General features: G+C 73.3%; 13 protein-coding genes and 1 riboswitch. Of the genes, 7 read left to right on the top strand and 6 right to left on the bottom strand.

What is annotated here, in order from left to right; translation table 11 throughout:
- The first annotated feature begins 62 nt into the window (after positions 1-62).
- Positions 63-539 (top strand): YbaK/EbsC family protein, encoded by a 477-nt coding sequence (locus IEY82_RS35645; protein WP_189128695.1) that lies wholly within the window; start codon positions 63-65, stop codon positions 537-539.
- Between the two features lie 10 nt (positions 540-549).
- Positions 550-1,167: a GNAT family N-acetyltransferase gene (locus IEY82_RS35640; RefSeq protein ID WP_225264291.1), complete on the top strand. Its 618-nt coding sequence runs from the start codon at positions 550-552 to the stop codon at positions 1,165-1,167.
- 218 nt (positions 1,168-1,385) lie between these two features.
- Here the strand turns inward: IEY82_RS35640 and metF are convergent, their stop codons facing one another.
- On the bottom strand, positions 1,386-2,309 hold the full coding sequence (gene metF / locus IEY82_RS35635; protein ID WP_189128694.1) for a methylenetetrahydrofolate reductase [NAD(P)H]: 924 nt from the start codon (positions 2,307-2,309) through the stop codon (positions 1,386-1,388).
- 91 nt (positions 2,310-2,400) lie between these two features.
- Here metF and IEY82_RS35630 point away from each other — a divergent pair, with 91 nt between their 5' ends.
- Positions 2,401-3,468: a polyprenyl synthetase family protein gene (locus IEY82_RS35630; RefSeq protein ID WP_189128693.1), complete on the top strand. Its 1,068-nt coding sequence runs from the start codon at positions 2,401-2,403 to the stop codon at positions 3,466-3,468.
- A 77-nt stretch (positions 3,469-3,545) separates the two neighbouring features.
- Here the strand turns inward: IEY82_RS35630 and thiE are convergent, their stop codons facing one another.
- The 3 genes from thiE to IEY82_RS35615 are packed head-to-tail and all read right to left on the bottom strand — an operon-like array spanning position 3,546 to position 5,727.
- On the bottom strand, positions 3,546-4,181 hold the full coding sequence (gene thiE / locus IEY82_RS35625) for a thiamine phosphate synthase (RefSeq protein WP_189128692.1): 636 nt from the start codon (positions 4,179-4,181) through the stop codon (positions 3,546-3,548).
- A complete protein-coding gene (locus IEY82_RS35620; protein WP_189128691.1) occupies positions 4,159-4,533 on the bottom strand; it encodes an Rv2175c family DNA-binding protein in 375 nt (124 codons plus the stop codon). The genes thiE and IEY82_RS35620 overlap by 23 nt, the downstream gene beginning before the upstream one ends.
- 30 nt (positions 4,534-4,563) lie before the next feature.
- On the bottom strand, positions 4,564-5,727 hold the full coding sequence (locus IEY82_RS35615) for an NAD(P)/FAD-dependent oxidoreductase (protein WP_225264288.1): 1,164 nt from the start codon (positions 5,725-5,727) through the stop codon (positions 4,564-4,566).
- 59 nt (positions 5,728-5,786) lie between these two features.
- A riboswitch (TPP riboswitch) is annotated at positions 5,787-5,903 on the top strand.
- On the opposite strand from IEY82_RS35615, the gene thiO reads away from it, so the two are divergent.
- From thiO to pknB, 4 genes are all read left to right on the top strand, one after another.
- A complete protein-coding gene (thiO, locus tag IEY82_RS35610) occupies positions 5,893-7,158 on the top strand; it encodes a glycine oxidase ThiO (protein WP_189128689.1) in 1,266 nt (421 codons plus the stop codon). (Overlaps the previous riboswitch by 11 nt.)
- Positions 7,155-7,355, top strand: a complete 201-nt coding sequence (thiS, locus tag IEY82_RS35605; protein ID WP_189128688.1) for a sulfur carrier protein ThiS — start codon at positions 7,155-7,157, stop codon at positions 7,353-7,355. Before thiO ends, thiS begins: the two co-directional genes overlap by 4 nt.
- Entirely contained in the window at positions 7,348-8,103 is a 756-nt protein-coding gene (locus IEY82_RS35600) for a thiazole synthase (RefSeq protein WP_189128687.1), read from the top strand. The genes thiS and IEY82_RS35600 overlap by 8 nt, the downstream gene beginning before the upstream one ends.
- An 86-nt stretch (positions 8,104-8,189) precedes the next feature.
- A complete protein-coding gene (gene pknB, locus IEY82_RS35595) occupies positions 8,190-10,112 on the top strand; it encodes a Stk1 family PASTA domain-containing Ser/Thr kinase (RefSeq protein WP_225264285.1) in 1,923 nt (640 codons plus the stop codon).
- Between the two features lie 20 nt (positions 10,113-10,132).
- On the opposite strand, the gene alc is transcribed toward pknB, so the two are convergent.
- Positions 10,133-11,077: an allantoicase gene (gene alc / locus IEY82_RS35590; RefSeq protein WP_189128686.1), complete on the bottom strand. Its 945-nt coding sequence runs from the start codon at positions 11,075-11,077 to the stop codon at positions 10,133-10,135.
- Positions 11,078-12,388 (bottom strand): allantoinase AllB, encoded by a 1,311-nt coding sequence (allB, locus tag IEY82_RS35585; protein ID WP_189128685.1) that lies wholly within the window; start codon positions 12,386-12,388, stop codon positions 11,078-11,080. It abuts the gene before it with no gap.
- Positions 12,389-12,404 lie beyond the last annotated feature (16 nt).

Raw genomic sequence — 12,404 nt, 5'->3', positions numbered from 1 at the left:
AAGGACACTACACCACCACCATGGCGCGGTAATGCCGCCATCACTCGCTTTAGAGTGTCCGCATGTCTGAGAAGTTGCCCGCCAACAGTCTTCTGGTCCGGTCGGCTCTGCGAGAGCGCGCAGCCACGGGCGAGATCGTGGTGCTGCCCGAGAAGGCGCCCACCGCCGCCACCGCCGCGGCCCAGCTCGGTTGTGACGTCGGGGCGATCGCCAACAGCCTCATCTTCGAGGCCGACGGCGCGCCGCTGCTCGTGCTGACGAGCGGCGCGCACCGCGTCGACGTCGAGCTCGTCGCCCGCGCCGCCGGAGTCCAGCGCGTACGGCGGGCGACCCCCGAGTTCGTCCGCGAGGCGACGGGCCAGCCGATCGGCGGCGTGGCCCCCGTCGGCCATCCGGCGCCCGTGCGGACCCTGGTGGACAACTGGCTGGCCAAGCACGAGGTGGTGTGGGCGGCCGGCGGACATCCGCTCACGGTCTTCCCCACCAGCTACGACGAGCTGCTGCGCATCACCGGCGGAGCCCCCGTCGACGTCGAGTAGGGTGCGACAAGTGATCGAGTTTCGCGGCGCGGGGCCTGACGAGTTCGGCGAACGGCTGGACACGGTGATCGACATCTACACCGCCGCCATGCGCCCGCCCGCGGACCAGATCTCCGGCCGCGCCAGCATTATGCGAAACCACGGGACATATCCGTATTTTCAGTGCTATTTCGCAGAATTGCGAGAGTCGGAGCACGAATTCTCCACGAGCGGCCCGGGAACCCGCGGCGCCCCGGGCAGCGGACGGAGCGCCCCGCCCGCGATCATCGTCGGCTTCGCCTACGGGTTCCGCGGCGCCCCCGGCCAGTGGTGGCACGACGTGGTGTACCGGGCGGTGGAGGAGAAGTCGGGCCCCGAGGCGGCCGAGGCCTGGCTGGGCAGCGCGTTCGAGCTGGCCGAGATCCATGTGCACCCCGACTACCAGGGCAAGGGCATCGGCCGCGCGATGGTCACGACCCTGTGCGCCGGACGCAGGGAGCGCTCGGCCGTGCTCTCCACCCACGACCGGCCCACCGTGGCCCGCCACCTCTACCGGAGCATGGGGTTCGTCGACCTGCTGACCGGTTTCGTCTTCCCGGGCGGTCACGAAGAGTACGCGATCGCGGGCGCCCCTCTCCCCCTCCGCTGACATCGCCGCTGGTAAAACCTTGACCCGTGAGTTTGGCGGCCATTACCGGGGGCACCATTGGCTACGCAAGGTAATGGACGCTTTACCCCGCGTCTACCCGTCCCCTACCGCCACCCGCCCGGTCCCCCTGCGGGCGGGTGGCGGCCCCCACCGAAACCCGCACCCGCTCACACAGCGCGCCCGCCCCCTTCACGGGAGCGGGCGCTTCGTGTCGCGCGTCAGGCCGACATCGCCGCGGCGGGCGAGAGCCGCCTGAAGACCTCGCGGGACGCGCTCGACCGGTTGAACGTGATGAAGTGGATGCCCGGCGCCCCCTCGTCGAGCAGCCGCTGGCACAGCTCGACCCCATGGTCGATGCCGAGCCGGCGCACGGCGGCCGGGTCGTCGGCCACGGCCTCGAAGCGGGCGGCCACGTCGGGCGGGAACGGCGCCCCCGACAGCTGCTCCGAGCGCGCGATCGTGCTCATCTGCGTCACGGGCATGATGCACGGGATGATCGGCGTGTCACACCCCTGGGCCGCCACCCGGTCGCGCAGCCGCAGGTAGTCGTCCGCCTGGAAGAACATCTGGGTGATGGCGTAGTCGGCCCCGGCCTCGCACTTGCGCACGAAGTACTGGGTGTCGGACTCGATCGACGGCGAGCGCGGGTGCTTGAACGGGAACGCGGCCACGCCGACGCAGAAGTCACCGGACTGGCGGATCAACCGCACCAGGTCCTCGGCGTAGCGCACGCCCTCGGGGTGGCGGACCCACTCGCCCGTGGGATCGCCGGGCGGGTCGCCGCGCACGGCCAGGATGTTGCGCACCCCGGCGTCGGCGAACCGGCCCACCAGGTGGCGCAGCTCCTTGATCGAGTGGTTGACCGCGGTGAAATGGGCCACAGGGGTCAGCGTGGTGTCGTGGGCGAGCCGCTCCACGATCTCGACCGTGCGGTCACGGTTGGAGCCGCCGGCTCCGTAGGTCACCGAGACGAAGGTCGGCCGGAGCGACTCGAGCTCCCGGATGGCCCGCCACAGCTGGCGCTCGCCATCGTCGGTCTTCGGTGGCATGAACTCGAAGGAGAAGGACCGCCCGCCGGCGGCGAGCAGCTCGCGGACGGTGGGAACCCGGTCGGGCAGGACGGAGGGTCGGCCAAGTGCCATGGCCCCAGGTTACCGTGACAACCCTGGAACGGGCGGTCACAGCGGTGCCTGGAGATCCGTGCCCGGCCGCCCGGCCACTAGTCTCAAGGGCATGAGCACCGAGGTCGCGAGCATGGACGTCCTGCGTGAGCAGGTTGACCGTTCCCTGCGCGAGTTCGTCGGACGGCGGCTTCCCGCCACCGGCGCCCCCGAGTTCGAGCCCCTGCGACTGGCCGCCGAGGAGCTGCTGTCGGGCGGCAAGCGGCTGCGCCCCGCGTTCTGCTACTGGGGCTGGCGCGGCGCGGGCGGCGGCGAGCTGCCCGAGATCTTCACGGCGGCGGCGTCACTGGAGTTGCTGCAGGCCAGCGCGCTGGTGCACGACGACGTGATGGACAAGAGCGACCTGCGCAGGGGCATGCCGTCCGCCCATCGCCGCTTCCAGTCGATGCACGCGAAGTCGGGCTGGCACGGCTCGGCCGAGCAGTTCGGCGAGGGCGCGGCGATCCTGCTGGGCAACCTGCTGCTGATCTGGTCGGGCGAGATGTGGCGCACCAGCGGCCTGCCGCCCGAGTCGCTCGCGGCGGCCCAGCCGGTGCACGACCACATGCGCACCGAGCTGATGTGCGGCCAGTACCTCGACCTGCTGGAGCAGGCGGGCGGCGAGAACACGTTCGAGTCGGCCCTGCGGGTCGCCCTCTACAAGAGCGGCAAGTACTCCGTCGAGCAGCCGCTCCGGCTCGGCCTGGTGCTCGCCGCCGGCGAGGCCGCGCCCTGGATGGACGAGCTGTGCACGACGTACGGCACCCGGGTGGGCATCGCGTTCCAGCTGCGCGACGACATCCTCGGAGTGTTCGGCGACCCGGCGCGCACCGGCAAGCCGGCCGGCGACGACCTGCGCGAGGGCAAGCGGACGATGCTGGTGGCCCGCACCCTGGCGGCCGCCTCCCCCGGGCAGGCCGAGACGGTGCGCCGCCTGCTCGGCGACCCCGACCTCGACGCGCGGGGCGTGGCGACGCTGCGGGGCGTCATCGAGGACACCGGCGCGCTGCGGGAGTGCGAGGACCTGATCGGCGACTACCTCGCCGAGGCGCTCGCCTCCCTGGAGAAGGCGCCGATCACGGCCGAGGCGCGCGCGGCCCTCGCCGAGCTGGCCGTCGCCGCCACCTCCCGCCGCACCTGAGCGGCCGAACGGCGTCCGCGGCGGCAGCGCACGGCCGGTGTCGCGCGGGGCCTTCGCCGGGTGGCCGCCGCGGGCGGTCAGGCCGCCAGCCGCTTGGCGAACTCAGCCGCCGCGGCGCCCGGATCGTCGGCCTCGGTGATGGCCCGCACCACCACGACGCGGGTGACCCCGTACGACCTGACCTCGTCGAGGTTGCCCAGGTCGATGCCGCCGATGCCGAACCACGGCCGGTCCGTGCCGAGTGAGGCCGCGTGCCTGAGCAGGGGCGGCCCCGGCGCGTGGCGGCCGGGCTTGGTCGGCGTGGGCCAGATCGGGCCGCAGCAGAAGTAGTCGACGCCGTCCTGCGCCGCGGCGGCGGACGCCTCGGCGGTGGAGTGGGTGGACCTTCCGATGAGGACGTCGTCGCCGAGTATCTCTCGCGCGACCCTCACCGGCAGGTCGTCCTGCCCCAGGTGGAGCACGTCGGCACGGGCGGCGTAGGCCACGTCGGCCCGGTCGTTGACCGCCAGCAGCCTGCCGTGCCGGTCGCAGGCGTCGCGGAAGACCTCGAGCAGCGCGAGCTCCTCGCGCGCCTCCAGGCCCTTCTCGCGCAGCTGAACGATGTCGACACCGCCCGCGAGCACCGCGTCGAGGAACTCGGCCAGGTCACCGCGGTCACGCCGGCCGTCGGTGCAGAGGTAGAGCCGCGCGTCAGAAACCGAGAGCCTGGGCACGCCGCTTGACCTCGGTATGACGACCCGCCTTGATCGCCTGGACGGGCGAGCCGGGCAGGGAGTCGTCGGGAGTGAAGAGCCAGCGCAGCGCCTCGACGTCGTCGTAGCCGGCGTCGCGGAGCACGGTCAACGTGCCCGGCAGGCCCTTCATCACGTCCTTTCCGTCGAGGAACACCGCGGGCACCTGTGGCCCGCCTCCTCCCCTGCGTACGCCGAGCACTTTGTGGTCCTTGAGAAGTTGCTTGGCACGGCCGATCGAAAGGTCGAGGCGCTCGGCCACTTGAGGAAGAGTGAGCCACTCGTCGACGAGCTGGTCGGTCTCCCGGTCGATCTGTGCAACAGAAAGCGTCACGAAACCACAACTACCACATGCCGTGCTTGCTCAAACAACACAATCCCGTAGAGAGACACCGGGATCTACCAGGCGTTCCGTATCAAGTCGCTGGCCGTCGCCGATGATCCGGCGCCCTTGGACGAGATCGCGGGGCCGGTCGACGGCCAGGACGGCGGCCAGCGCGTCGTCGGCGGTGAGCCAGCAGGCCGACCACTTTCCGCCAGGTTCGCCCCGGTAGAGCAGGCGGGACCCGGCCTGGTGGTGACCGGCGTACTGCAGCATGTGGCCGAACTGCTCCGACCAGAAGTAGGGCACCGGGTCGTACACCGCCTCCTGCCCCAGCAGGGTCGCCGCGGCGACGTCGGGGGCGCTCAGCGCGGTGTCCCAGTGCTCGACCCGGAGCCTGGCGCCGAAGCGGCGCGACCACCAGGCCGCGCAGTCGCCCACCGCCACCACGCCGGGCATCGAGGTGCGCAGGTGCTCGTCGGTGACGACGCCGTTGTGCAGGTCGAGGTCGGCGTCGGCGAGCCACTCGACCGCCGGGCGGACGCCGACGCCGGTGACCACCACGTCCGCCGGGACGAACTCGCCGCCGGCCAGCCGTACGCCGCCCTCGTCGACCGAGCCCACCAGGGTGCCGAGCCGCAGATCGATGCCGTCGTACCAGCCCTGGGTGCGGGCGCCGATCTCGGCGCCGACGGCCTGCGCGAGCGGGGCGGCGCCCGCCTCGATCACGGTGACCGCGCAGCCGGCCCGCCGCGCGGCGCCGGCCACCTCGGCGCCGATCCAGCCGGCCCCGATGACGACCACGCGGGCGTCGGGCGTCAGCAGGGCGCGCAGCTCCAGCGCGTCGTCGAGGGTGCGCAGCACGTGCTGGGGCCCGTCTCCGGGCAGCCGGACGGGGTCGGCGCCGGTGGCGATGACCAGGCCGTCGTAGCCGAGCTCGCCCTCGCTGGTGACCACGACGCCCGGCCGCAGGGACGTGGCCGTCACGCCGGGCCGGAAGTCGACCTCCAGCTCGGCGAGGTCGGAGTCGACGAAGCTGGAGTCGACGTCGCCGAGCAGCACCGCCTTGGACAGCGGCGGCCGGTCGTACGGACGGTGCCGCTCCTGCCCGACCAGCGTGATCCCGCCGCCGAAACCACGGGCGCGCAGTGCCTCGACGCTGCGCAGTCCCGCCAGGCCCGCTCCCACCACCACGACACGCTTCACGGTCAAGACCATAACGGGGGCGGTGCCGGCCCGTCGCGCCGAGGCCTTAGGGTGGAAGGCGCATGACGCGCGGGAGTCCGGCCGTGACCGGGCTGAGAGGAAGGCTGCACCGGGCCTTCGACCGCAAGACACCTGATCCGGATCATGCCGGCGAAGGGAGCGCGAATGGATCTGATCGTGGGTGGCGGCGTCGTCGGGCTTTCGGTGGCCTGGCGGCTGAGCCGGGCCGGCCAGGACGTGACCGTGGTCGATCCGGCCCCCGCCACGGGCGCCTCGCACGCGGCGGCGGGCATGCTGGCACCGGTCAGCGAGGTCGCCTACACCGAGCAGCCGCTGCTCCGGCTGGGCGCGGCCTCGCTGCGCGGCTGGCCGTCGTTCGCCGCCGAGCTGGCGGCCGACGCGGGGTTCGAGCCGGCCGGCGACCCGGCCGAGGCCGCCCGGATCGGGCTCGACCTGCGCGCCGACGGCACCCTCGATGTGGCGTTCGGGGCCGACGACCTGGCCGCGCTGGACGAGCTGGCCGCGTACATGGAGAAGCTGGGGCTGCCGGTCGAGCGGCTGACCGGGCGCGAATGCCGCCGCCTGGAGCCGATGCTGGCGCCGTCGGTGCGCGGCGGGCTGCTGGCGCCGGGCGACGCCTGGGTCGATCCGCGCCGCGTCACGGCGGCGCTGCTCGCCGCCCTGGAGCGGCGGGGCGTCCCCCTGGTGCGGGCCCGGGTGAGCGAGCTCCTGCGCGACGGTGACACGGTCGCGGGCGTACGGCTGGAGCCGCCGGGCGCGCCCGCGGAGATCCGGGCCGAGCGGGTCGTCCTGGCGGCCGGAGCGTGGAGCGCCGAGCTGGCCGCCGTCCCGGTGCGTCCGGTGAAGGGGCAGATCATGCGGCTGCGCTCCGCCGAGCCGCTGCTCGGCCGGTGCGTGCGGGGCACGGTGCACGGGACCCCCGTCTACCTGGTGCCGCGCGGCGACGGCGAGCTGGTGGTCGGCGCCACCCAGGAGGAGCTCGGGTTCGACACGCGGGTGACCGCCGGCGGGCTCTACGAGCTGCTGCGCGACGCCCGGGAGCTGGTGCCGGGCGTCACCGAGCTGGAGGTGGCCGACATCGTGGCCGGGCTGCGGCCGGGCACCCCGGACAACGTCCCGATCATCGGCCCGAGCGCCGTCCCGGGGCTCGTGCTGGCCACCGGTCACCACCGGGGCGGGGTGCTGCTGGCGCCGCTGACGGCGGCCATCCTGCTGGGCGAGGAGACCGAGCTGGCCGCGCTGTGCTCCCCCGCGCGGTTCGACGACGCCGGCACCACCGGCAACGGCACAGACACCGGTGCCGACACCGGTGTCGACAGCACAGAAGTGACCGAGAGCACCGACGCCGCGCGGCCCCCGCGGCCGGCCACGCCGGACGGGGCCGCGACCGCGCACACGGAGGAACGATGAAGGTGACGATCAACGGCAGCGCCCGCGAGCTGCCCCACGGCACGACCGTGGCGCAGGCCGTACGCATCCTGACCAGCGCCACCACCGGCGTGGCGGTGGCCGTCAACGACGAGGTGGTGACGCGCGGCACGTGGGAGACCACCGCGCTGAGCGACAGCGACCGCGTCGAGGTGCTCACGGCGGTGCAAGGTGGATGACCTGATCATCGCCGGGGAGAAGTTCTCCTCGCGGCTCATCATGGGCACCGGCGGCGCCCCGTCGCTCGAGGTGCTCGACCGGGCGCTCGTCGCCTCCGGCACGCGGCTGACGACGGTCGCGATGCGGCGGCTCGATCCGGCCGCGCGCGGCTCGGTGCTCGACGTGCTGCGCCGGCGCGACATCAAGGTGCTGCCCAACACGGCGGGCTGCTTCACGGCGGGCGACGCGGTGCTGACCGCCCGGCTGGCCAGGGAGGCGCTCGGCACCGACTGGGTCAAGCTGGAGGTCATCGCCGACGAGCGGACCCTGCTGCCCGACCCGATCGAGACGTTCGACGCGGCGGAGCGGCTGGTGGCCGACGGGTTCACGGTGCTGCCGTACATCGGCGACGACCCCGCGCTGGCGCGGCGGCTGGAGCAGGCGGGCTGCGCGGCGGTGATGCCGCTCGGCGCGCCCATCGGCTCGGGCCTGGGCATCCGCAACCCGCACAGCATCGAGCTCATCGTCGAGGCGGCCGGGGTGCCGGTGATCCTCGACGCGGGCATCGGCACGGCGAGCGACGCCGCGCTGGCGATGGAGCTCGGCTGCGACGCCGTGCTGCTCGCCACCGCGGTCACCCGGGCGCAGCGGCCCGACCTGATGGCGGCGGCCATGAAGGGCGCCGTCGAGGCGGGCCGGCTCGCCCGGCTGGCGGGCCGCATCCCCCGCCGCCGCTACGCGGAGGCGTCCTCGCCGGTGGGCCCGTGAAACAGGGGTAAAGGAGGGCCACGTCTCGGCATCGGTTTCGGGTGGTCAGGCCCTACGGGTGGCAAATCGCCCGTAAACTCAGCCGGGTGGACACGACGACTGCTGACCCCCTGGTAGGGCGGCTGCTCGACGGGCGCTATCGGATCGAGTCCCGCATCGCGCGGGGCGGCATGGCCACCGTCTACCTGGCGCTGGACATCCGGCTGGACCGTACTGTCGCGCTCAAGGTCATGCACCGCTCGCTGGCCGAGGACCCGGCGTTCGTGCGGCGGTTCATCGGCGAGGCCAAATCGGTGGCCAGTCTCTCGCACCCCAACGTGGTGCACGTCTTCGACCAGGGCACCGACGGTGACGTGGTCTACCTGTCGATGGAGTACGTCCCGGGCCGGACGCTCCGCGACACCCTGCGCGACCGGGGGCGGCTGCCCGCCCGCGAGGCACTGGAGATCATGATCCCGGTGCTCGCGGCGCTGGGCGCGGCCCACCAGGCCGGGATGGTCCACCGCGACGTCAAGCCCGAGAACGTCCTGCTGACCGACGACGGCCGGATCAAGGTCGTCGACTTCGGACTGGCCAGGGCGATCGAGGCGACCAACCAGACCCGCACCGGCGTGATGATCGGCACGATCGGCTACATGTCGCCCGAGCAGGTGATGACCGGCGGCGCCGATGTGCGCAGCGACGTCTACGCGGCGGGCATCATGCTGTTCGAGCTGGTGACCGGGCAGCAGCCCTACGACGGCGAGACGCCGATGTCGGTGGCCTACCGGCACGTTCACGACCGGGTGCCGGCGCCGTCGTCGCTGGTGGCCGACGTGCCGCCGCTGATCGACACGCTGGTGGCGCACGCCACGGCGCGCGAGCCGGCCGACCGCCCGGCCGACGCCACCGCCATGCTGGTGGCGGCCGTCGACGCGCACCGGATGCTGCCCCGCCTGACCAACCCGCCCGGCTCCCACCCGCCCGTCTCCCAGCAGTCCGGGGCGCACTCGCGGGCCCACTCGATGCCGCAGGTCGCGCCTGCCCACACGCTCATCCAGCCGCGCGTCGAGGTGCCCGCGCAGGCGCCGCCGACCGGCCACCGGCGGGCCGGGTTCCGGCCCAACTGGTTCCTGGTCGCGCTGGCCGCCGTCATGGTGGTGGCGATCGGGCTGACCGGCTGGTACTTCTCGCAGACGAAGCTCGTCGCCGTGCCCGGCAACCTGGTGGGCAAGAACGTCTCGGTGGCCGAGAGCAACTTGATCGCGCGCGGTTTCCAGGTGCGCAAGGCGCCGGGCCAGCACGACGAGAAGATGGCCGAGGGCCTGGTGCTGAGCACCGCCCCGGTCTCCGGGCAGGAGGTCGAGGGGGGCGCGACGATCACGCTGGTGCCCTCGCTCGGTCCCAAGCGGGTGCTGGTGCCCAAGGTCGAGGGCATGTCCGAGAGCGACGCCCGCGACGCCATCGCCCGCGCCGGGCTGCAGGTCGGCACGGTCAGGCGGCTGCCCAGCCAGCAGATCGAGCGCAACAAGGTGATCCGCACCTCGCCGCAGGTGGGCGACAAGGTCAAGGAGGACTCGAAGGTCGCCATCTACGTGAGCGCGGGCCTGGTCATGCCCGACGTCGGCGGGATGCCCAAGGACCAGGCCGCCGGCTACCTGCAGCAGCAGGGGTTCCAGGTGCAGGTCAACGAGGTGGACGACGACGCCGAGCCGTGCACGGTCATCGCGCAGTCGCCCAAGGTCAACGCGGAGGTCGACCCGGGCTCGGCGGCCACCATCACGGTGGCGCGCTGCCAGACCGACTTCTGGGACTGGTTCCGGGGTGACAACGAGGGCCGTGACGACCAGGAGTTCCGGCTCGTTCCCCAGGTGATGGGCAAGAACGTCCGCGACGCCAAGGCCGAGCTGGAGCAGCTCGGCTTCAAGGTCAAGGTGCGCAGGCTCGGCAACGGCGGCGTGGTGCAGTTCCAGCGGCCGATGCCCAACAGCGAGCGGCCGCCGGGCTCGGTGGTCTACCTCTGGCAGTGAGCCCGGCCCGGTGCGCGGGTTCAGGCGAGGTGGCCGTGCAGCCGCACCCGGGCCAAACCGCCGTCGGGGTGGATGTCGACGCGCACGTGGGTGACCGGGTCGGTGTGCTCGATCCGGAAGCGGTGCGGGGTGTCGGGTTGCAGCCGGGTCCTCGGCAGCAGGCCGATCTCGCGGTCGCCGTCGAGGCCGGTCAGTGACACCGCGCCGGGGGCGTTGAACAGCAGGTTGGTGGTGTCGATCTCGGCCAGCCGGACGCGGCCCCGCCCGGCCAGCCGGATGACCAGCCAGTCGTTGCCGCCGTCGCGCCGGCGCGCGGTCTCCCAGCCTTCGGCCTGGTGGCGGGCCAGGCCGGGGGCGATGGCGTTGTTCGGCGAGGAGTAGAAGTCGTCGGAGCAGGCGGTGACCAGGGCGCCGTTCTGGAGCGCGGCCAGGTCGAGGCCGAGGCCGTCGTAGACGGACAGGTCGGGGCGGGCCTCGCCGTGCACGCGCAGCCGGGCGACGCCGCCGTCGGGGTGGATGGTGAGCCGTACGTGCGTGTAGCGGCGCTCGTCGGCCACCTCGAAGGCGTGCTCGGCGTCGCCCCTGAGGCCCGACCTGGGCACCAGCTCAGTCCACTCGGCGGCCTGGAGTTCGGCGGGTGACGGGTGGCCGCCGGCCGCCGTGCCCTCCACCGAGGCGTACGGCGGGTAGTTGCCCGTGAACCAGGCCGTGTCGATCAGCACGCCGCGGATCACGCCGGGCACGCCGAGCCGGACGATCGCCCAGTCGTGGCCCGGCTCGCGGCGGCGGCGGGTCTCCCACCCGTCGTACAGCTGCCCCTTGCTGCCGAACGTGGCCGCCTGGAAGCCGGGCCGGCCGGGGCGGATCAGGCTCTCCTTCTCGGCGAACGACTCGTCGCTGGCGGCCACGACCGAGCCGCCGAGCGTACGCAGGGCCAGGTCGGGCAGTGCGGTGAAGCCGGCCATCTAGCGCTCTCCCAGCAGCAGGGTTCCGTGCGGCTCGTCGTCCACGGGCCGGCCGCGCAGCCAGGTGGTCAGGACGGCGCCCTTGAGGGTGCGGCCGTGGTAGGGCGTGACGGGGTTGCGGTGGTGCAGGCGGTGGGCGTCGACCGGGGTGACGGCTCTGGGGTCGAAGGCGACCAGGTCGGCGTCATTGCCTGGTTTTATCCCGCCTTTCCCCGAAATTTCGGCTATTGCGGCGGGATTCGTGGACATCCAGCGGACCACGTCGTCCAGCCCGTACCCCCGCCGGGACGCCTCGGTCCAGACGGCGGACAGGCCCAGTTGCAGGGAGGAGACGCCGCCCCAGGCGGCGGCGAAGTCGGGCACCTTGAGGTCGGCGGGCGAGGGCGAGTGATCGGACACGACGCAGCTCAGCACGCCGCTCACCAGGCCGTCCCAGAGCCGGTCGCGGTTGGCCGCCGAGCGGATCGGCGGGCAGCACTTGAAGCTGGTGTCGCCCTCGGGCACCTGCTCGGCGGTCAGCGTCAGATAGTGGGGGCAGGTCTCGGCGGTGATCGCCAGCCCGTCGGCGCGGGCGGCGGCCAGCGGCTCCAGGCAGTCGGCACTGGACACGTGCAGGATGTGCACCCGGGCGCCGGTCTCCCCGGCCAGCCGGATCACCCGCTCGACCGCGCCGCGCTCGGCAGCGCCGGGCCGCGAGTCCAGGAACTCCCGGTACGTCGGGCCGCCGGGTTCGGTCAGCAGCGCCGGGTCCTCGGCGTGCACCACCAGGAGCCCGCCGAACCCGGCGACCTCCTCCAGCGCCCGCCTCGTCCCCGCCTCGTCCAGCGGCGGGAACTCCGGCACCCCCGACGGCGACAGGAAGCACTTGAAGCCGCGGACCCCCCGGTCGTGCAGCGGCCGGAGGTCCTTGAGGTTGCCGGGGACCGCGCCGCCCCAGAACGCGGTGTCGACGTGGCACCGTCCCTCGGCGGTGCGCAGCTTGGCCTCCAGGGCCGCGACGTCCACGGTGGGCGGGACCGAGTTGAGCGGCATGTCGACGATCGTGGTGACCCCGCCCGCCGCCGCCGCGCGGGTGGCCGACGCGAACCCCTCCCAGTGCGTACGGCCCGGTTCGTTCACGTGCACGTGCGTGTCGACCAGGCCGGGCAGCAGCGCGATGCCGCGCAGGTCGACGTCCTCGGCCGCCTCCAGCTCCGCGGAGTACTCGTGCAGCCCCGCGATCCGCCCCTCCCGCACGCCCACCGCCGCGGCGCGCTCTCCCTCGGGCAGCACGGCCCGCCGCGATCGGACCACCAGGTCGTACGGGGTCATGGCTTCCTCTCGGAGG

The organism is Nonomuraea cavernae (genome assembly GCF_014646355.1).
In the GTDB taxonomy this organism is placed as follows: domain Bacteria; phylum Actinomycetota; class Actinomycetes; order Streptosporangiales; family Streptosporangiaceae; genus Nonomuraea; species Nonomuraea cavernae.
The sequence above is the reverse complement of the archived record's forward strand: the minus strand, read 5'-3'. Positions and strand labels throughout refer to the sequence as shown.

Bases quoted from the DNA above. Each gene is read 5' to 3' on its own strand.
- alc (WP_189128686.1), bottom strand. From the start codon at position 11,077: ATGGCCGGCTTCACCGCACTGCCCGACCTGGCCCTGCGTACGCTCGGC.
- thiS (WP_189128688.1), top strand. From the start codon at position 7,155: ATGAAGGTGACGATCAACGGCAGCGCCCGCGAGCTGCCCCACGGCACG.
- thiO (WP_189128689.1), top strand. From the start codon at position 5,893: ATGGATCTGATCGTGGGTGGCGGCGTCGTCGGGCTTTCGGTGGCCTGG.
- metF (WP_189128694.1), bottom strand. From the start codon at position 2,309: ATGGCACTTGGCCGACCCTCCGTCCTGCCCGACCGGGTTCCCACCGTC.
- allB (WP_189128685.1), bottom strand. From the start codon at position 12,388: ATGACCCCGTACGACCTGGTGGTCCGATCGCGGCGGGCCGTGCTGCCC.
- IEY82_RS35645 (WP_189128695.1), top strand. From the start codon at position 63: ATGTCTGAGAAGTTGCCCGCCAACAGTCTTCTGGTCCGGTCGGCTCTG.
- IEY82_RS35630 (WP_189128693.1), top strand. From the start codon at position 2,401: ATGAGCACCGAGGTCGCGAGCATGGACGTCCTGCGTGAGCAGGTTGAC.